Source organism: Ichthyenterobacterium magnum (genome assembly GCF_003610635.1).
GTDB classification, from domain to species: Bacteria; Bacteroidota; Bacteroidia; order Flavobacteriales; family Flavobacteriaceae; genus Ichthyenterobacterium; species Ichthyenterobacterium magnum.
In genome coordinates this window covers 672,873-692,764 of the sequence record NZ_RAQJ01000001.1, presented here as the reverse complement: position 1 = coordinate 692,764, position 19,892 = coordinate 672,873, and the positions used below count along the sequence as shown (strand labels likewise).

The 19,892-nt window shown below is 32.4% G+C and carries 16 protein-coding genes; 13 read left to right on the top strand and 3 right to left on the bottom strand.

Annotation, left to right across the window (positions count from 1 at the left end; all coding sequences use genetic code 11):
* The 6 genes from BXY80_RS03345 to BXY80_RS03320 all read left to right on the top strand — a co-directional run bounded on the left by BXY80_RS03345 (nucleotide 1) and on the right by BXY80_RS03320 (nucleotide 8,121).
* Nucleotides 1–954 (top strand): lysylphosphatidylglycerol synthase transmembrane domain-containing protein, encoded by a 954-nt coding sequence (locus BXY80_RS03345; RefSeq protein WP_120199791.1) that lies wholly within the window; start codon nucleotides 1–3, stop codon nucleotides 952–954.
* Nucleotides 955–1,013: 59 nt separating this feature from the next.
* On the top strand, nucleotides 1,014–2,162 hold the full coding sequence (locus tag BXY80_RS03340; RefSeq protein WP_120199790.1) for an alpha/beta hydrolase: 1,149 nt from the start codon (nucleotides 1,014–1,016) through the stop codon (nucleotides 2,160–2,162).
* Nucleotides 2,163–3,521, top strand: coding sequence for a DNA repair protein RadA (gene radA / locus BXY80_RS03335; protein WP_120199789.1), 1,359 nt, complete (start codon nucleotides 2,163–2,165; stop codon nucleotides 3,519–3,521).
* A gap of 82 nt (nucleotides 3,522–3,603) precedes the next feature.
* Nucleotides 3,604–7,008, top strand: coding sequence for an isoleucine--tRNA ligase (gene ileS / locus BXY80_RS03330; protein WP_120199788.1), 3,405 nt, complete (start codon nucleotides 3,604–3,606; stop codon nucleotides 7,006–7,008).
* Nucleotides 7,009–7,012: 4 nt separating this feature from the next.
* Complete coding sequence (locus BXY80_RS03325; protein ID WP_120199787.1) at nucleotides 7,013–7,393, top strand: TraR/DksA family transcriptional regulator; 381 nt, start codon at nucleotides 7,013–7,015, stop codon at nucleotides 7,391–7,393.
* A 65-nt stretch (nucleotides 7,394–7,458) separates the two neighbouring features.
* Nucleotides 7,459–8,121: a lipoprotein signal peptidase gene (locus BXY80_RS03320; RefSeq protein ID WP_120199786.1), complete on the top strand. Its 663-nt coding sequence runs from the start codon at nucleotides 7,459–7,461 to the stop codon at nucleotides 8,119–8,121.
* On the opposite strand, the gene BXY80_RS03315 is transcribed toward BXY80_RS03320, so the two are convergent.
* The 3 genes from BXY80_RS03315 to rimK all read right to left on the bottom strand — a co-directional run bounded on the left by BXY80_RS03315 (nucleotide 8,103) and on the right by rimK (nucleotide 10,662).
* Nucleotides 8,103–8,672, bottom strand: a complete 570-nt coding sequence (locus BXY80_RS03315) for a 5-formyltetrahydrofolate cyclo-ligase (RefSeq protein ID WP_120199785.1) — start codon at nucleotides 8,670–8,672, stop codon at nucleotides 8,103–8,105. The genes BXY80_RS03320 and BXY80_RS03315 overlap by 19 nt on opposite strands.
* A 116-nt stretch (nucleotides 8,673–8,788) precedes the next feature.
* Nucleotides 8,789–9,757, bottom strand: a complete 969-nt coding sequence (locus tag BXY80_RS03310; RefSeq protein ID WP_120199784.1) for a succinylglutamate desuccinylase/aspartoacylase family protein — start codon at nucleotides 9,755–9,757, stop codon at nucleotides 8,789–8,791.
* 29 nt (nucleotides 9,758–9,786) lie between these two features.
* Nucleotides 9,787–10,662 carry a 30S ribosomal protein S6--L-glutamate ligase gene (gene rimK / locus BXY80_RS03305; protein ID WP_120199783.1) on the bottom strand — a complete coding sequence of 292 codons (876 nt, stop codon included), beginning with the start codon at nucleotides 10,660–10,662 and terminating at the stop codon, nucleotides 9,787–9,789.
* 185 nt (nucleotides 10,663–10,847) lie between these two features.
* On the opposite strand from rimK, the gene uvrC reads away from it, so the two are divergent.
* From uvrC to BXY80_RS03270, 7 genes are all read left to right on the top strand, one after another.
* Nucleotides 10,848–12,641 (top strand): excinuclease ABC subunit UvrC, encoded by a 1,794-nt coding sequence (gene uvrC / locus BXY80_RS03300; protein ID WP_120199782.1) that lies wholly within the window; start codon nucleotides 10,848–10,850, stop codon nucleotides 12,639–12,641.
* Complete coding sequence (locus tag BXY80_RS03295) at nucleotides 12,638–14,878, top strand: patatin-like phospholipase family protein (protein WP_120199781.1); 2,241 nt, start codon at nucleotides 12,638–12,640, stop codon at nucleotides 14,876–14,878. The genes uvrC and BXY80_RS03295 overlap by 4 nt, the downstream gene beginning before the upstream one ends.
* 185 nt (nucleotides 14,879–15,063) lie before the next feature.
* The gene (locus tag BXY80_RS03290) at nucleotides 15,064–16,221 is read left to right on the top strand and encodes a homogentisate 1,2-dioxygenase (protein WP_120199780.1); all 1,158 of its coding nucleotides are present in this window, start codon (nucleotides 15,064–15,066) and stop codon (nucleotides 16,219–16,221) included.
* Between the two features lie 100 nt (nucleotides 16,222–16,321).
* Nucleotides 16,322–16,801: a CCC motif membrane protein gene (locus BXY80_RS03285; protein WP_120199779.1), complete on the top strand. Its 480-nt coding sequence runs from the start codon at nucleotides 16,322–16,324 to the stop codon at nucleotides 16,799–16,801.
* Between the two features lie 4 nt (nucleotides 16,802–16,805).
* Nucleotides 16,806–17,966 carry a 4-hydroxyphenylpyruvate dioxygenase gene (hppD, locus tag BXY80_RS03280; RefSeq protein WP_120199778.1) on the top strand — a complete coding sequence of 387 codons (1,161 nt, stop codon included), beginning with the start codon at nucleotides 16,806–16,808 and terminating at the stop codon, nucleotides 17,964–17,966.
* A 199-nt stretch (nucleotides 17,967–18,165) separates the two neighbouring features.
* Complete coding sequence (locus tag BXY80_RS03275) at nucleotides 18,166–18,945, top strand: DUF3108 domain-containing protein (RefSeq protein ID WP_120199777.1); 780 nt, start codon at nucleotides 18,166–18,168, stop codon at nucleotides 18,943–18,945.
* 6 nt (nucleotides 18,946–18,951) lie between these two features.
* Nucleotides 18,952–19,884 (top strand): tryptophan 2,3-dioxygenase family protein, encoded by a 933-nt coding sequence (locus tag BXY80_RS03270; RefSeq protein ID WP_120199776.1) that lies wholly within the window; start codon nucleotides 18,952–18,954, stop codon nucleotides 19,882–19,884.
* Nucleotides 19,885–19,892 lie beyond the last annotated feature (8 nt).

Sequence of the window (19,892 nt, the reverse complement as noted above, 5' to 3'; positions counted from 1 at the left end):
TTGAATCCAAAAAACAAGAAATTACTTAAGCTATTAATTCCGCTTGTATTAGCAGTCTTTTTTGGATGGTATACATTTTCAAAACTTCCAGTTTCTGAGATAGTTCCATATTTTAAATCAGCTAATTATGGTTGGATTGCTTTAGGAATGTTTTTTGGACTTTTAAGTCATTTGTCACGTGCCTATAGATGGCAATATTTGTTAGAACCAATGGGTTATTCGGTTAAATTGCCAAATAGTATCATGGCGGTTTTTATAACCTATTTAGCAAACTATGGTATTCCAAGGTCTGGAGAAGTATTGCGAGCGGCTGTTTTAACTAATTATGAAGACGTACCGTTTGAGAAAAGCTTTGGAACAATTGTTGCCGAACGCATGGCAGATTTGTTGGTTATGCTAGGTATTATAGGGATTACACTTATTCTTCAGTTTGATTATGTATATAGTCTTTTAGAAAAATCATTTCAGCCAAAAAATCTAATTATTGGAGGCGTCGTTGCATTAACTGTAATAACCATTTTGTTTTATGTTTTAAAACGAAGTCAATCTAAATTAGCTCTAAAAATAAAGTCATTTCTAAAAGGACTTATAGAAGGTGTTTTAAGTATTTTTAAAATGAAGCATAAATGGGCTTTCATATGTCATACACTATTTATTTGGGGAATGTATGTACTTATGTTTTATGTAACCACATTTGCACTTCCAGACTTAGATAATATAACAATTGGCGCAGTATTAATAGCCTTTATTGCTGCGAGTTTTACAATAGCAGCTACCAATGGAGGTATTTTTGTGTATCCAGTTGCGGTGATGAAAGCATTTGCAATTTTTGGTATTGCGCAAGCACCAAGTTTAGCTTTTGGATGGATTATGTGGACATCGCAAACAGTAATGATAATTATTTTCGGAAGTTTATCGTTTCTATACCTACCAATCTTCAATAGAAGAAAATAATTTTTTAACTTGCCATGCATACGTTCCGTAAAACGGAAATATAATTTAAATCTACCATCATGAAGAAAATCATAGTATTAATAGTATTGTGTTTTACAGTAAACTCAATGTTCTCACAAGCTCAATATGAATCTATATACTCTGAAAAACTAGGAGAAGACAGGCAATTAAAAATTTTATTACCTCGAGGTTATAGTGATGAAGATGATAAAAGATATCCTTTAATTATTGTTTTTGATGGAGACTATTTGTTTGAAGCCGTTGCAGGAAATGTCGATTATTATTCCTATTGGGAAGACATACCAGAAGCAATAGTCGTTGGTATAAAGCAAGAAGATAGTCGTTTTGATGATTGTATGTATTCTGAACAAAACTCTCTGCCAATTGAAAAAGGAGCTGATTTTTTCGAATTTGTAGGCATGGAACTTATTCCGCATTTAGATAAAAATTATAAAACTGAAGTTTTTAAAGTTGCAGTAGGTCATGGCGAAACGGCTAATTTTATAAATTACTACCTGTTAAAAGATATTCCATTATTTCAAGCGTATATTACAATAAGTCCAGATCTAGCACCAGAAATGGCAACGTATATAGTAGAAAGGTTACCAAAAATGGAGCAAAAAACATTTTACTATTTAGCAACATCAGATAAAGATGTTAAGCATATAAAAGAACAAACAGAAGCTTTAAACACAAGTCTTGCTGCAATAGATAATAAAAGTCTATTATATAACTTTGATAGTTTTGAAGGGTCTTCACACTATGCATTGCCACCGCATGCAATTCCAAAAGCATTAGAAAGTATCTTTTTTGTGTTTCAACCCATTAGCAAAAAAGAGTATAAGGAAACCATTCTAAAATTGGAAACGTCTCCGGTTGATTATTTATTAGAAAAATATCAAACAATTAAAGATTTATTCGGAATAGAAAAACCTATTCTTATAAATGATTTTAAAGCTGTTGCTGCTGCAATTAAAAAGAAAGAAAAATGGAATTACTTTGAAGACTTAGGAAAGCTGGCTAGAAAAGAATATCCAGATACATTATTAGGGCATTACTATTTAGCACGTTTTTATGAAGAAACAGGAGAGCCAAAAAAAGCAATGCGTACCTATCGTTCTGCCTATGTACTTGAAGAAATTGGTGGCATTAGTAAAGACTTAATGTTAGAAAAAGCAGATGAAATTAAAGCAGACTTCGGATTCTAAATGGCTAAAGTAAAAACGACATTTTTTTGTCAAAACTGTGGGAGTCAATATGCTAAATGGCAAGGGCAATGTACTGCTTGTAAAGAGTGGAATACGATTGCTGAAGAAGTTATTCAAAAGGCAGAAAAGAGTGATTGGAAAGCTTCAAGCTCTGCTACTAAGCGAATTTCAAGGCCATTAAAAATTAATGACATTGATGTTTCTGAAGAAGCACGACTTAACACTTTAGATGAAGAGTTTAACCGAGTACTTGGAGGCGGCATTGTCTCGGGTTCATTAACACTTCTTGGAGGTGAACCAGGTATTGGTAAAAGTACTTTGCTGCTTCAAATTTCTTTAAAACTACCTTATAAAACGCTATATGTTTCTGGAGAAGAAAGCCAAAAGCAGATAAAAATGCGTGCAGAACGGATTAATCCAACAAGTAATAACTGCTATATTTTAACTGAAACTAAGACGCAAAATATATTTAAACAAATTCAAGAGTTAGAGCCAGATATTGTAGTTGTAGATTCTATTCAAACACTACATAGCGATTATATCGAGTCCTCATCTGGAAGTATTTCTCAAATTAAAGAGTGTACAACTGAGCTTATAAAATTTGCTAAAGAAACTGCAACTCCTGTAATTTTAATAGGCCACATTACTAAAGATGGTAATATTGCTGGTCCAAAAATATTGGAGCATATGGTTGATACAGTTTTACAATTTGAAGGCGATCGCAATCATGTGTTTAGAATTTTAAGAGCCAATAAAAACCGTTTCGGTTCTACTAATGAACTTGGTATTTACGAAATGCAAGGTTCTGGTTTACGAGAAGTTTCTAATCCATCTGAAATTTTAATTTCAAAAAAGGACGAAGAACTATCTGGTAATGCTGTTGCAGCAACTCTTGAAGGTATGCGACCATTAATGATTGAAGTACAAGCATTAGTAAGCACTGCAGTTTACGGAACGCCTCAACGTTCTGCAACAGGTTTTAATGCTAAGCGTTTAAATATGTTACTAGCCGTTTTAGAGAAAAGAGCTGGTTTTCGTTTAGGAGCTAAAGATGTGTTTTTAAATATCACAGGAGGAATCACTGTTGATGACCCAGCAATTGATTTAGCGGTGGTTGCGGCTATTTTATCTTCTAACGAAGATGAGGCGTTACAAAAAGATTTTTGTTTTGCCGCTGAGGTTGGACTTTCAGGAGAAATACGTCCTGTACAACGTGTTGAACAACGTATTTTAGAAGCTGAAAAATTAGGGTTTTCAACCATTTTTGTGTCTAAATACAATAAAATTTCATTAAAGAATACAGCAATCAAAATTCAGTTAATTTCTAAGATTGAAGATTTAGTTGGGTTTGTGGTTTAAATTGCTATTGATATTGCTTTCATTTTTACTTGCATTTCCTTAAAAATCCTTAATTTCGCAGTCTTATTAGAACAGTTAGAAAATGAGCGCTAAATTTCCTGAATATAAAGGACTTGACTTACCAAAAGTTGCAGATGATATCTTAAGCTATTGGCAAGAAAATAACATCTTCGAAAAAAGTGTAACTACAAGAGAAGGCAAAGAACCTTTTGTGTTTTTTGAAGGACCACCTTCTGCAAACGGATTGCCTGGAGTTCATCATGTTTTAGCACGTGCCATTAAAGATATTTTTCCGCGTTACAAAACCATGAAAGGATTTCAAGTAAAGCGTAAAGCAGGTTGGGATACACACGGTTTACCTATTGAGCTTGGTGTGGAGAAAGAATTAGGTATTACTAAAGAAGATATTGGTAAAACTATTTCTGTTGAAGATTATAATGCTGCTTGCCGTAAAGCCGTAATGCGTTATACAGATGTATGGAATAATCTTACGCAAAAAATGGGGTATTGGGTAAATATGGATGATCCATATATTACGTACGACCCAAAATATATGGAAAGTGTTTGGTGGTTACTCAAGCAAATCTATAATAAGAGTTTGTTGTATAAGGGATACACAATTCAGCCATATTCGCCAAAAGCTGGAACAGGTTTAAGTTCACACGAGTTAAACCAACCAGGAACATATCAAGATGTTACAGATACAACAGTTGTTGCACAGTTTAAAGCCAATGCAGATTCGCTTCCAGATTTTTTACAAAACGAAGGCGATATTCATTTTTTAGCTTGGACAACAACACCTTGGACACTTCCAAGTAATACAGCATTAACGGTTGGTCCAAAAATAGACTACGTTCTTGTAGAAACGTATAATCAATATACTCACAAACCTATGAATGTGGTTTTGGCTAAAAAATTAGTGAATTATCAATTCTCTGGAAAGTTTAACCAAGTTGAAGATAAATCAGAATTATTAGCTTATAAATCTGGAGATAAAAAGATTCCATTTTATGTGGTAAAAGAATTTTTAGGAAAAGATTTAGTTGGCACCACATATGAACAATTGTTGCCCTATGCACTTCCTAACGATAATCCACAAGATGCTTTTAGAGTCATTTCTGGTGATTTCGTAACGACTGAAGATGGTACAGGAATAGTACATACAGCACCAACTTTTGGAGCAGATGATGCTATGGTTGCTAAACAAGCAACACCAGAAGTGCCACCAATGTTAGTTAAAGATGAGAATGGTAATTTAGTGCCATTGGTAGACTTACAAGGACGTTTTAGACCAGAAATGGGTGAGTTTGCAGGAAAGTATGTAAAGAGCGAATATTATAACGATGGCGAAGCTCCAGAACGTTCTATAGATGTTGAACTCGCTATTAAATTAAAAGAAGAAAATAAAGCCTTTAAGGTTGAAAAATATAAACACAGTTACCCAAATTGTTGGCGTACAGATAAACCAATATTATACTATCCGTTAGATTCTTGGTTCATTAAAGTAACAGATGTTAAAGACAGAATGTTTCAACTTAATGAAACTATTAATTGGAAACCAAAATCTACAGGAACTGGACGTTTTGGTAACTGGTTAGCAAATGCAAACGATTGGAATTTATCGAGATCACGTTATTGGGGAATTCCGTTACCAATTTGGAGAACCGAAGATGGTAAAGAAGAAATTTGTATTGGTTCTGTTGAAGAATTAAAAAATGAAATGCAACGTGCAGTTGAAGCTGGTGTTTTAAAAGCGGATATCTATGCAGATTTTGAAGTAGGAAACAATGCTGATGAGAATTATGCTAAAATAGATTTACATAAAAACATTGTTGATGATATCGTGTTAGTTTCACCAAGCGGGCAACCAATGAAACGTGAAAGCGATTTAATTGATGTATGGTTCGATTCTGGGTCAATGCCTTACGCACAGTGGCATTATCCTTTTGAAAATAAAGAGTTGATTGACGAAAACAAATCATTTCCAGCAGACTTTATTGCAGAAGGCGTAGACCAAACACGCGGTTGGTTCTATACGCTTCATGCAATTGGTACAATGGTTTTCGATTCTGTAGCCTATAAAAATGTGGTATCAAATGGGCTAGTATTAGATAAAAACGGACAAAAAATGTCTAAACGTTTAGGAAATGCTACAGATCCTTTTACAACGTTAGATACCTATGGAGCAGATGCGACACGTTGGTATATGATTATGAATGCCAATCCTTGGGACAATTTAAAGTTTGATCTAGAAGGCATTGAAGAAGTAAAACGCAAGTTTTTCGGAACGCTTTATAACACCTATTCGTTCTTCACATTATATACAAACTTAGATGAGTTTAGTTATTCTGAAGCAGATATTCCATTAGAAGAACGACCAGAAATAGATTGTTGGATTTTATCAGAACTGCATACGCTTATTCAAAAAGTTGACGAATATTATGCAGAATATGAGCCAACAAAAGCAGCAAGAGCAATTTCTGGGTTTACACAAGACTATTTAAGTAACTGGTATGTGCGTTTAAGTAGAAGACGTTTCTGGAAAGGCGATTACCAAGCCGATAAAATTTCTGCATATCAAACGCTTTACACATGTATGGAAACTATTGCAAAGCTTGGAGCGCCAATCGCACCTTTCTTTATGGATAGATTGTATTTAGATTTAAATGCAGTTTCTAAAAAGGAAAGTTTTGAGAGCGTACATTTAGCAGATTTTCCAGTTTTTGATGCGTCGTTTGTAGACAAAAGCTTAGAGCGAAAAATGGAAAGTGCACAAACAATATCGTCTTTAGTTTTATCGTTACGAGCTAAAGAAAAGATTAAAGTGCGTCAGCCATTGCAAAAAATAATGATTCCTATAGATAGTGAAGTTCAGAAAAACGAAATTTTAGCAGTAGCAGATTTAATAAAATCTGAAGTTAATGTTAAAGATGTTGAGGTTTTAGAAGACGCTTCAGATATTTTAGTGAAACAAATTAAGCCTAATTTTAAAGTACTAGGGCCGCGTTTTGGACAAGACATGAAAGCTGTTGCTCAGGCAGTTAACGTATTTACTTCAGATGATATTAAAAAAATCGAGCAAAAAGGTGTTTTAGACGTTGAAGTTAATGGAAAAATTATTACTTTAGAACGGTCTGATGTTGAAATTACATCACAAGATATTGAAGGATGGCTTGTGGCAAGTTCAGGAGCATTAACAGTAGCTTTAGATGTAACTTTAACTGACGAATTGAAGAAAGAAGGAATTGCAAGAGAGTTGGTAAACAGAATTCAGAATTTACGAAAAGATTCTGGTTTTGAGCTTACAGATCGTATTGCAGTTCAGTTTCAAAAAGATGAACAAATTATTAACGCGATAAACAAAAATTTAGAGTATATAAAAACCGAAACATTAACTGATGAATTGGAAATTTTAGATAGCTTAAATAGTGGTATAGAAATTGCTTTTGATGATGTAAATACCAAATTGTTTATTCAAAAAATTTAAAAATATGGCAGGAGATAACACAGTAAGATATTCTGACAAAGATTTAGAAGAGTTTAGAGTACTAATTCAAGAAAAAATTGAAAAATCGCAACACGATTTAGAGCTTATAAAAAGTGCGTATATGAACGACCATAATAATGGTACAGATGATACATCACCAACGTTTAAAGCTTTTGATGAAGGCAGTGCCGTAATGAGTAAAGAATCTAATTCGCAATTAGCAATTAGACAAGAAAAGTTTATTCGTGATTTAAAAAATGCTTTAATTAGAATTGAGAATAAAACCTATGGTGTTTGCCGTGTAACAGGTAAGTTAATAAATAAAGAACGTTTAAAGTTAGTACCTCATGCTACACTTAGTATTGAAGCTAAGAACATGCAGTAATACTACTATTAATTATATATATTTGAAGCGTCTCATTATTTGAGACGCTTTTTTATTTTTTAACTATGACTTTAAAAAAAGCCACACTTTTAATCCTGGTTATTTTATTAATTGACCAAATAAGTAAAGTGTATATAAAAACGCACTTTGAACTTGGCGACAAAAAAATTATCTTCGACTGGTTTCAAATCGCTTTTGTAGAAAATGATGGCATGGCTTGGGGAACAAAAATTAGTGATTTTGTGTCTTTTATTTCAGACAGAACAGCAAAACTTTGTTTAACATTATTTAGAATTGTTGCTGTTTTTGGTATTGGCTATTGGTTAATTACATCTATAAAAAAACAAAGTTCAAAAACACTCATATTTGCTATCGCACTCATTTTAGCTGGAGCATTAGGTAATATTATTGACTCTGTATTTTATGGTGTTTTATTTAACGATAGCTACGGTCAAGTAGCTACGTTTTTACCAGAAGCTGGTGGCTATGATTCTGTGTTTCATGGCAAGGTTGTAGATATGCTTCATTTCCCCATGTGGAGTGGTGTATTACCAAATTGGATTCCTTTTGTTGGAGGTGATTATTTTACATTTTTCGAGCCTGTTTTTAATGTAGCAGATATGGCTATAAGCACAGGAATAGGTATATTAATTTTCTTTAATAAAAGAGCGTTTAAGGAAGTTGAAGAAGTTGATATTTTAAAAGAAACTCACGAAGAGAATTTATAATTTTTTTTAGGTGTTACACAATAATCTAGCTTAACATCGTTTTCAAAAACATCTACTATTTTATCTTCAGCTTCAAAAAAAGATAAGCCTATTTTAATAGTTTCTGGCTTACATTCATTTAAAAAAGTATCGTAAAATCCTTTGCCGTAGCCAACACGTTGACCTTGCTTATCAAAAGCTAAAAGCGGAACAAATACCACATCAATAGTATTTGAAGCAATAGAAATACCATTAAGAGGTTCAGGGATATTCCACTTGTTTTTTTTAATTACTGTATTATCTGTAAGTAAGTAATGCTTCATTTTTAGTGTTGAAAAATCACTTTTAGAAATCACAATGTTTTTGTCTTTTCCTGATAAAATATTTAAAATGTATTCTGTATTTACTTCTTTGTTTTCAACAATTGGTAGAAACACATGGTAAAAGGAATGTTTCCAAATATCTAGTTGTAATAGCTGGTTTGCAATTTGCAAACTCATGTCTTCAATGGCTTCTTCAGATATTGGTTTACGAAGCGTTTTATATTTTTTTCGAAGTTCTTGTTTGGTCATAATGTAAAAATAAAAATAAAACGTCACTCTGAACTAGTTTCAGAGTCGCATACTACTTTTCTGTTCTGTAATGAGATTCCGAAATAAATTCGGAATGACAAATACTTTTAAATAAATTATTTTTCGAGTTTGATGGAGATATGAAAAATAGCATCACCTTGATATATTATTGGCGATTCGTTAATATTAAAAATATAGCCATTGTTAGGTGCTTTTACAAAATGATTAAAACTTCCATAAGGATCGGTAATATGACCTATAACATCGTCTTTTTCAACTTTGGAATTAATTTTAACTGTAGCTTTAAACATCCCCGAAAATTTTGCACGTAACCATTTACTATCGTTAATACAAACACAAGATTTTTTTGGTTGAGACACTTTAAATTTTTTGTTAAGCATTTCTAAGTGGTTAAGTACGCGTTTTGCACCATTAACTCCTGTGTTGGTGATATTGGCATCTATATTGAAGGATTTCCCACCTTCAAAAAGTAGCATAGGAATCCCCATTTTATAGCAGGTGTTTCTAAAGGATTTGTTGAGGTTTTTTGAGTAAAAAATAAAAGGCGCACCAAATACTTGAGCTAACTCATCTAAAACAATTTCGTTTTTTATAATTCTAATTTGTGCTGCATTAAAGCGATCGGCTCCACCGGTGTGAAAGTCCATAATTAAATCTGCATGAGGCACAATTTCGGTTATGAGTTTGTGTGCAACTCTACTAGCAAGAGATCCTCCTTTTCCTCCAGGAAATACACGATTTAAATCTCTGCCATCTGGAAATTCGCGATCCATATGTATAAAGCCAAATACGTTTATAACAGGAATACAAATAATAGTCCCACGACTTGGTTTATTAATGCCTTTGGCAATTATTTGACGTACTATTTCTACGCCGTTTATTTCATCACCATGAATTCCTGCAGTAATTAATACTGTTGGTCCAGGTTTTTTTGAACGCTCAATAATTACAGGAACGTCAATTGTATTTTGTGTATGTAATTTGGCAACATTAAAGTAAACAGTTGCACTTTCACCTAATGCTACTTTTTCGCCTAGTATTTCTAATACTTCTTTTTCACTCATATTTATTTCCTGCAAAAGCAGGAGTCAATTTATTTACTGTTTCTTTCAATAAAAGTTATAATAGCTCTTGCAATGTTACGTCCTGTTGCTGCCTCAATACCTTCAAGTCCTGGAGTTGAATTAACTTCTAATAATAAAGGACCTCGTGACGATTGTAGCATATCTACGCCACAGACAGGTAGTTTTAAAGCGCGAGATGCTTTCATGGCTACTTTTAATTCGTCTTCATTAAGTTTTACTATTTTTGCTGTGCCACCTCGATGTAAGTTAGAACGAAACTCACCATCTCTTCCTTGGCGTTTCATAGCGCCTACTACTTGTCCATCAACAACCAATGCTCTTAAATCTGCCCCTTTAGCTTCTGCAATATATTCTTGAACTAGAGCTCTAGCTTGCAAACCATTAAAGGCTTCTAAAACAGATTCGGCAGCATTTTTTGTTTCAGCTAAAACAACACCTAAACCTTGAGTGCCTTCTAATAATTTAATAATTACAGGAGTTCCGCCAACATGAGCAATTACTTCTTCAACATCACGAGAGTAATTTGTAAAAACAGTTTTTGGCATACCAATTCCTGCTTTTGAAAGTCTTTGAAAACTTCTTAATTTATCTCTAGACCTAATAATAGCATCAGAAGTTACGGTTGTAAAAACATTCATCATTTCAAATTGCCTTACAACAGCACAACCAAAAAAGGTTACCGAAGCTCCAATTCTTGGTATAATAGCATCAACATAATCTAGATATCTATCTTTATAATAAATAGTTGGTTTTTCTTTTTCAATAATTAAATCACAACGTAGAGGATCTATAACTTCTACATCGTGACCTCTTTGTTGACCTTCTTCTATAAGTCGTCTAGTAGAATAAAGATGTTCGTTACGAGAAAGAATTACGATATTCATAAGAATAAACTATTTAAAGCAATTACCATGATTTAATCTTTTTTTGCTTAAAATTCTACTAAGCTTAAATGTTGAATGCTCTTGACTGTATACTTTTTACTAGTTACTGTAAACTGATTTGCAATATACTAAAAAAGCGCATCGAAATTTTTACAATTTCACTAAGTTAGTATACCTTTGGTTTGATGAGTAAACCTACATTAGAAATACAACTCAAAACCATACCACATGAGCCTGGCGTGTATCAATATTTTGATGCAGATGATACTATTATCTATGTAGGAAAAGCCAAGGATTTAAAGAAACGTGTAAGCTCATATTTTACAAAAACTCACGATAATGGAAAAACACGTGTGCTTGTAAAAAAAATTGCAAGTATTAAGCATATTGTTGTTGAAACGGAAACAGATGCGTTGCTATTAGAAAACAACCTTATAAAAAAGTACAAACCACGTTATAATGTATTGTTAAAAGATGACAAATCATATCCTTGGATTTGTTTAAAGAAAGAACGTTTCCCTAGAGTGTTTTCTACACGTCGCGTTTTTAAAGATGGATCTGAGTATTTTGGACCATATACAAGTATGAAAACCGTTTATACTTTATTAGACTTAATTAAAGGCTTATACCAATTAAGAACTTGCAATTATCATTTGTCTGAAGATAAGGTAGCAGCAGGAAAGTATAAAGTGTGTTTAGAATATCATTTAGGAAACTGTAAAGGACCTTGTGAAGGTTTGCAAACGGTAGACGATTATAATAAAGATATAAAAGCAATTAGAGAAATTTTAAAAGGAAATTTTAAGGACTCTTTATCTCAATTTAAAACGCAAATGAAACAAGTTGCTCAAGAGATGCAGTTTGAAGAAGCGCAACGTATTAAAGAAAAGATTGAGGTTCTAGAAAATTACCAAGCAAAATCTACCATTGTAAATCCAAAGATTAGCAACGTTGATGTGTTTAGTATTATAAGTGACGAAAGTTATGGCTACGTCAATTTTTTGCAACTATCATTTGGATCTATAATACGTTCGCATACTTTAGAAATTAAAAAGAAATTAGATGAAACGGATCAACAATTATTAGAGTTAGCAATAACAGAAATAAGGCAGCGTTTTAGTTCTAATTCTAAAGAAATTTATGTGCCATTTAAAGTCAACTTAGGAGAAAAATTAAAAGTTACAATCCCTAAATTAGGAGATAAAAAACGCATATTAGAACTGTCTGTACGTAATGCAAAATATTACAGAATGGAACGTTTTAAGCAGGTTAAAATTATTGATCCAGACAGACATGCCAATCGTGTTATGGCGCAAATGAAAACAGATTTGCGTTTAAAAGAAGAACCTAGACATATAGAGTGTTTTGATAATTCTAATATACAAGGCACACATCCAGTAGCCGCATGTGTTGTATTTAAAAATGGTAAGCCAAGTAAAAAAGAGTATCGTCATTTTAATATAAAAACGGTTGAAGGACCAGATGATTTTGCATCAATGGAAGAAGTTGTTTATAGACGTTATAAACGATTGTTAGATGAAGAACAAGCTTTGCCGCAACTTATAATTATAGATGGCGGAAAAGGGCAGTTATCTTCAGCTTTAAAAAGCTTAGATCAATTAGGTTTGCGACAAAAAATTGCAATTATCGGCATTGCAAAACGTTTAGAAGAATTATTTTATCCAGATGATCCAATTCCTTTATATTTAGACAAAAAAAGTGAAACCCTTAAAATTATTCAGCAACTGCGTAATGAAGCGCATCGCTTTGGGATAGAGCATCATAGAAACCGAAGAAGCAAAAGTGCATTAACAACAGAGTTAGAAACCATTCCTGGTATTGGAGAGCAAACAGTAGTTGCATTAATGAAGCAGTTTAAATCTGTAAAACGAATATCTGAAGCTAAGCTTGAAAATTTAGAACAAATTGTGGGTTTGGCAAGAGCAAAAAAAATAGTAGATTACTATAAATCAAAATGAATAAAAGCGGTTTAATATTATTTTTAGTTATTATAATTTCTTTTTGTGCTTTAGCACAAAAAAAATCACCTGATAGTACGCCAAAAGTAGGTCTGGTATTAAGTGGTGGTGGCGCAAAAGGGTTTGCTCATATAGGTGCATTAAAAGTAATAGATAGTTTAAATATTAAAATAGATTATGTAGCAGGTACAAGTATGGGAGCTATAATTGGCTCACTTTATGCATCAGGATATTCTGGCAAGCAATTAGACTCTATTTTTAAGAGTTTAGATTTCGATAAGATTATCAGTGATGATTTGCCAAGAGGAGCAAAAACGTTTTACGAACGTGACAACTCAGAGAAATATGCGGTTACACTTCCTTTTAATAAATTTAAATTAAAACTACCTTCAGCGTTGTCTAGAGGCCAAAATGTATTTAATTTACTTTCAAAGTTAACCTTACATGTTAATGAGGTAGAACGTTTTAAAGATTTACCAATTCCTTTTTTTTGCATTGCTACAAATGTAGAAACGGGAGAAGCAGTAATGCTAGACAAAGGTAATTTAGCTCAGGCATTGTTAGCTAGCGGTGCATTTCCATCGCTTTTTCAACCAGTGGTTATTAATAATCAAGTACTTATAGATGGTGGTGTTGTAAATAATTATCCAGTAGATGAGCTTAGAGCAAAAGGCATGGATATTATTATTGGCGTTGATGTTCAAGATGATTTAAAAACAAAAGAAGAGTTGGGTTCTGCACCAGATGTTTTACTTCAAATTAACAATTTTAGAACTATAAATGATATGAAATCTAAAGTTGGAAAAACTGAGGTTTATATAAAACCAGATATAACAGATTTTTCGGTTGTTTCATTTAGTGAAGGTGATAGAATAATAGAAAGTGGTAAAGAGGCAGCACTTTTAAAAACAGATGTATTAGCTAATCTCCCAAAATACAGTAAAAAAAATCCAAAAAAAGACGTTAAGATTATTTCTACAGATAGCATAAAAATTAACAGAATAGGAATTTTTGGAAGTGAAACATATACCAGATCATATATTCAGGGAAAGTTAAAAATTAAACCAGACACTAAAGTAAGTTATGAAGATTTTAGTCGCGGCATTAATAATTTAGTAGCTACTAATAACTTTGAAACATTTCAATATGAGTTAAAAAAATCGCCTCACAGAAAAGGTTATGATTTAAAAACCGAGTTAACAGAAAATAAGATAACTACATTTTTAAAACTAGGAATCCATTATGATGATTTATATAAAAGTGCTGCCTTAGCTAATTTTACAAAAAAAAGAGTGTTGTTTGATAATGACATAGTAACTTTAGATGTGATTTTGGGTGACAATGTTAGATATAACTTTGAGTATTTTATAGATAAAGGATTTCATTGGAGTATTGGTTTAAGGTCTAGATACAATCAATTTCATAAAAACATTAATGCAGATCTTTTTTTTGATGAGGATGATCAGGCGTTTTCTGGATTAAATAAAGTTGATGTAGAGTTAAAAGACCAAACTAATCAGTTTTATTTGCAGACAATGATTAAAAAAGATTTTGCGTTTAGAATAGGTGCAGAACACAAACGTCTTAATATAAAATCTGAAACTTTAGTTGTAGATAACCAAGAAGATGAGTTTGTATTCGAAAACACAGATTATTTTAGTGCGTTTGGAAGCATTAAATTAGATACTTATGATGATATATACTATCCAAATAAAGGTGTATATTTTAATGGTGATTTTCAGATGTATTTATTTGCGTCTAATTTTAATAAAGATTTTGAAAGCTTCTCAATAGCGCAAGCAGATATGGGTTATGCATTTAGTGTTTCAGATAAACTATCGTTTAATTTAAAAACCAGTGGAGGTTTTAAAATAGGAGAAAACTCTACGCAAGCATTAGATTTTGCTCTTGGAGGTTATGGTAATAATTTTATCAATAATTTTATTCCATTTCTGGGTTATGATTTTATTTCACTTACAGGTAATAGTTTTGTGAAAGCTTCAGCATTAGCAGATTACGAGATTTTTAAAAAACACCACATTACTCTTGAAGGTAACTGGGCAAACATAGAAGATAATATGTTTGAAACAGGAGAGTGGTTTACACTACCAGACTATAGAGGCTATGCACTAGGTTATGGTATTGAAACTTTTTTGGGGCCAGTTCAAGCAAAGTTTAGCTACTCACCAGAACAAAAAACAAGCACTTGGTTTTTTAATATAGGGTTTTGGTTTTAACGAGGAAATATTCAAAAATTTCACGATATTTGAAAACATGAAATTATTTTGGACAGATTTATTATTACTACTACAATTTCTTATTAAAAGAAACCCAGAATAAGCAAGCATTTTTTGTATCTTTAAAACACATTTAACTTATACAAATCAATGTATAAACAAATCAACTTTTTAAACTCAAAAAAATGCCATTTTATCATAAACTAGGAAAAATTCCACCAAAACGCCACACACAATTTCGTAAAAAAGACGGAAACTTATACTACGAGCAATTGTTTGGCACAATTGGTTTTGATGGTATGTCTACCAACTCTTATCACGAACACAGACCAACAATGGTCAAAGAAATTCGTAAACAATATTCAGTAAAGCCAAAAATTGCGAAAGCAAACAATATTCAATCTTACAGATTTCGCGGATTTCAAGTTCCGCCAGAAAACGATTATTTAGAAAGTAGAAAAATTGTGTTAACAAATGTTGATTGCAATATTATTTTAGCGGCACCAAAACAATCAACCAAAGATTATTTTTATAAAAATACAGATGCAGACGAAGTGATTTTTATCCATAAAGGAACAGGAAAATTACGTACAATGTTAGGTAATCTCGATTTTAAATACGGAGATTATTTAGTAATTCCTCGCGGAATTATTTACAAATTAGATTTCGACGATGAAAATAACAGACTTTTTATTGTCGAATCGTATTCGCCAGTATACACACCTAAACGTTATAGAAATTGGTTTGGTCAATTACTAGAACACTCACCATTTTGCGAACGTGATTTACGTAGACCAGAAGAATTAGAAACGTATGATGAAAAAGGAGACTTTTTAATCAAAGTAAAAAAGCAAGGCGAAATTATAGAAATGGTGTACGCTTCACATCCTTTTGATGTAGTTGGTTACGACGGTTATAATTTTCCGTATGCATTTTCAATTCACGATTTCGAGCCAATAACAGGACGTATTCATCAACCACCGCCAGTACATCAAACTTTTGAAACCAACACCTTCGTAATTTGCAGTTTTGTGCCACGTTTGTATGACTATCATCCAAATGCAATTCCTGCGCCATACAACCATAGTAATATAGATTCCGATGAGGTTTTATATTATGTAGACGGCGATTTTATGAGCAGAAACGATATCGATGCAGGTCATATTTCATTACATCCTGCCGGAATTCCTCACGGTCCACATCCAGGAGCTACAGAGCGCAGTATCGGTGAAACCGTAACTGAAGAATTGGCTGTTATGGTAGACGCATTTAAGCCATTACAAGTAACAGAAGAAGCAATGAAAATTGCCGATGAAGATTATTACAAGTCTTGGTTAGAATAAAATAATTATTAGAAGCTATTTCCTGCTTTTGGCAGTCGCTCTCTTCGAGGAGCTTCAACAAATACCTTAATCAGGGCTAAATAAAAACGATAAAAATTAAATGAATTATAATAAATTACCAGCTGATCCTACAGCATTAATTTTAGGGATTTTAGGATTAGTTATTGGTATTGCAGGATGTTGTTGTTATGGTGTTTTAGCTATTGTACCACTTACATTAGGTATAATAGGTTTAGTTATGGCAAATAAAAGTTTAAGGGAATTTGTCGAAAACCCAGAAGCCTATTCGCCTCAAAGCAGAAGTAATGTTGCTACAGCTAAAGTATTAAATATTATAGCCATAATATTTAATGGATTAATTATGATTGTTTTTATAATATTATTTGTTGTATATGGTACATTTATGTCAACAGCAATTATGGAAGGTATTAAGCAATCTCAAAATGAAGATTATTACGAATGGGAAAATGATAGTCTTTATGATTATGAAGAAGACGATTATATAATAGAGCAAGACACAATAGAAATAGATTCAATTAAAGTTGAAGAAGTAAAAGAATTTGAAAACTTAGAAAATTAATATTATGGCTAAAGAAATAAAATCAGTAAACTATGGTTTAGAAAAAATATTTGAAGGTGCACAAGATTTTCTACCATTACTTGGAACAGATTATGTGGAGTTTTACGTTGGTAATGCAAAACAAGCAGCACATTTTTACAAAACAGCATTTGGATTTCAATCACACGCCTATCGCGGATTAGAAACAGGCGCAACAGATTCTGTATCTTATGTATTAACACAAGACAAAATCAAGTTGATGCTTACAACACCGTTAAGCAGTAAATCACCAATTAACAATCATATTGTAAAACATGGTGATGGTGTAAAAATCGTAGCACTTTGGGTAGAAGATGCCAGACAAGCTTATAAAGAAACTACGTCACGTGGTGCAAGAAGCTATATGGAACCAACTGTAGAAACTGACGAGCATGGAGAAGTAGTTCGTGCAGGAATTTACACTTATGGAGAAACGGTACATATGTTTGTAGAACGTAAAAATTATAACGGCGCATTTTTACCAGGATTCGAAAAATGGGAATCAGACTACAATCCACCAGCTGCAGGATTAAAATATATAGACCATATGGTTGGTAATGTTGGCTGGAATCAAATGAATGTTTGGGTAAAATGGTACGAAGATGTAATGGGATTTGAAAACTTTTTATCGTTTGATGATAAGCAAATTCATACAGAATATTCGGCATTAATGAGTAAAGTAATGTCTAACGGAAATGGTAGAATTAAATTCCCAATAAACGAACCGGCAAAAGGGAAAAAACGCTCCCAAATTGAAGAATATTTAGATTTTTACGAAGGTGCAGGTGTGCAACATATTGCAGTTGCAACCGACGATATTTTAAAAACTGTGTCTCAATTAAGAGCAAACGGAGTAGAGTTTTTATCAACGCCACCAGACGAATATTACAAATCAGTTCCTAGTCGTTTAGAAGAATTTGATCACAAATTAAGAGAAGATATCGAAAAATTGAAATCTCTTGGAATTATGATTGATGCTGACGAAGAAGGTTACTTACTGCAAATCTTTACAAAACCAGTTGAAGATAGACCAACCTTGTTTTTTGAAATCATACAAAGAATGGGAGCACGTGGTTTTGGAGCAGGAAATTTTAAAGCTTTGTTTGAGTCTATAGAAAGAGAACAAGCAAAAAGAGGAACACTTTAGTTCTAATAAATTAAAAAAAGTAAAAACCTCTTCCTAATAACGAAGAGGTTTTTACTTTTTTTAAAAATCTAACTCAACTATAACAGCTTATATATAGGAGGTTTCAGTAATTTTTTTAATTTTGGAATAGTAATTGTATTTCAGCTTATCAAACAATAAAATGTGATTTAATGAGTTACATTTGCAATTATCAAAAACGATGAAAAACACACTACTTATATTAACAGCTATATTTTTTATGCAAACTTCTTTTGCCCAAGAGAAAATAGCATTTCAAGATGGCGAATGGTTTAAATTTAAGATGAGTTACAGTGGCTTTTTAAAAGCAGGAAATGCAACCATGTCTGTAAACGAAACAACTCTAGACGGAAAACCTGTTTACCACGTAGTTGGTAAAGGCTGGACAACTGGAGCTATAAAGTGGTTTTTTAAGGTTAAAGATAGATATGAAAGTTATTTCGATAAAACCACAGGCTTACCTTATAAGTTTATTAGAAAAATTAACGAAGGCGGTCATACTAAAGACATAGAAATTAAGTTTGATCAAGCAAACAATAAAGCGTTAGTTACAAATAAAAAGCATAAAACAAATAAAACCATAACCACAGAACAAGGGATTCAAGATATGGTCTCTGCATTTTATTATCTACGTAATAACTATGATACTAATAAAATAAAGAAAGATGATGTTGTTAGTTTAAATATGTTTTTTGATGAAGAAAACTATAACTTTAAGCTTAAGTTTTTAGGAAGAGAAACGTTAGATACTAAATTTGGAAAAGTAAAAACATTAAGGTTTAGACCATATGTAATGGCTGGGCGAGTTTTTAAAGAACAAGAAAGTTTAACCTTATGGGTGAGCGCAGACGATAATAAAGTTCCGTTACGAATAAAAGCAGACCTTGCAGTAGGTTCTTTAAGAGCAGATTTAGAAGCCTTTAAAGGTTTAAAACATTCCTTTCAGATACAATTTGATTAAATAATTATGGCCAACCAAAACCAATTTAACGAAATTCTAAAGCAGCTTCAAGAGAAGTATACAAAAATAGATCAAGATACAGACGACCATTTATTTGGCTTACTTTATAGTAAGCCAATTACATATTGGGACTACATACAAACAGATGCACTTTTAAATCTTCAAATACAACGTACAACATTGCCAGATGAGATGGTTTTTATTGCCTACCATCAAATAAATGAGTTGATTTTTAAAATGATACTTTGGGAAATTCAACAAGTTGCAGAAAAAGAAGAGTTAACAGCTGTTTATTTTGAAGATAAAATAATGCGTGTTAGTCGCTATTTTGATATGCTTACCACATCTTTTAATATTATGAGAGAAGGTATGGAAGTTGAACAGTATATGAAATTTAGATACACACTTACGCCAGCAAGTGGTTTTCAAAGTGCACAGTATAGAATGATAGAATTTGCTTCTACAGAACTCATCAACCTTATAGATTATAGATTTAGAGCAACTATAGATAGAAATACGCCATTTGAGCATGCTTTCGAACATTTGTACTGGCAGGCAGCAGGCAAAGATTATAAAACTGGTGAAAAATCTACGCTTCTAGTAAATTTTGAAAAACGATATAAAGGCGATTTTATACGTTTTATGCAAACATATAACACCAAAAATTTATGGACACGCTTTAAAGAATTACCTAAACAAGACCAAGAAGATGAAGATTTGGTTAAAGCTATGCGACATTATGATTATACAGTTAATGTTACATGGGTAATGGCCCATTACAATGCAGCAAGACATTATATAGAAAGCGGAACAGGTGATGGAGAAGCAACAGGTGGCAGTGACTGGAAAAAATACATGCATCCAAAATATCAAAAACGAATATTTTTCCCTGAATTATGGACTAAAGAAGAATTAGATAATTGGGGACACAATGTTTAACTAACAAC

Excerpts from the sequence above, each read along its gene's own strand:
- BXY80_RS03340 (WP_120199790.1), top strand. The coding sequence starts at position 1,014 with ATGAAGAAAATCATAGTATTAATAGTATTGTGTTTTACAGTAAACTCA.
- radA (WP_120199789.1), top strand. The coding sequence starts at position 2,163 with ATGGCTAAAGTAAAAACGACATTTTTTTGTCAAAACTGTGGGAGTCAA.
- ileS (WP_120199788.1), top strand. The coding sequence starts at position 3,604 with ATGAGCGCTAAATTTCCTGAATATAAAGGACTTGACTTACCAAAAGTT.
- BXY80_RS03325 (WP_120199787.1), top strand. The coding sequence starts at position 7,013 with ATGGCAGGAGATAACACAGTAAGATATTCTGACAAAGATTTAGAAGAG.
- BXY80_RS03320 (WP_120199786.1), top strand. The coding sequence starts at position 7,459 with ATGACTTTAAAAAAAGCCACACTTTTAATCCTGGTTATTTTATTAATT.
- BXY80_RS03315 (WP_120199785.1), bottom strand. The coding sequence starts at position 8,672 with ATGACCAAACAAGAACTTCGAAAAAAATATAAAACGCTTCGTAAACCA.
- BXY80_RS03310 (WP_120199784.1), bottom strand. The coding sequence starts at position 9,757 with ATGAGTGAAAAAGAAGTATTAGAAATACTAGGCGAAAAAGTAGCATTA.
- rimK (WP_120199783.1), bottom strand. The coding sequence starts at position 10,662 with ATGAATATCGTAATTCTTTCTCGTAACGAACATCTTTATTCTACTAGA.
- uvrC (WP_120199782.1), top strand. The coding sequence starts at position 10,848 with ATGAGTAAACCTACATTAGAAATACAACTCAAAACCATACCACATGAG.
- BXY80_RS03295 (WP_120199781.1), top strand. The coding sequence starts at position 12,638 with ATGAATAAAAGCGGTTTAATATTATTTTTAGTTATTATAATTTCTTTT.
- BXY80_RS03290 (WP_120199780.1), top strand. The coding sequence starts at position 15,064 with ATGCCATTTTATCATAAACTAGGAAAAATTCCACCAAAACGCCACACA.
- BXY80_RS03285 (WP_120199779.1), top strand. The coding sequence starts at position 16,322 with ATGAATTATAATAAATTACCAGCTGATCCTACAGCATTAATTTTAGGG.
- hppD (WP_120199778.1), top strand. The coding sequence starts at position 16,806 with ATGGCTAAAGAAATAAAATCAGTAAACTATGGTTTAGAAAAAATATTT.
- BXY80_RS03275 (WP_120199777.1), top strand. The coding sequence starts at position 18,166 with ATGAAAAACACACTACTTATATTAACAGCTATATTTTTTATGCAAACT.
- BXY80_RS03270 (WP_120199776.1), top strand. The coding sequence starts at position 18,952 with ATGGCCAACCAAAACCAATTTAACGAAATTCTAAAGCAGCTTCAAGAG.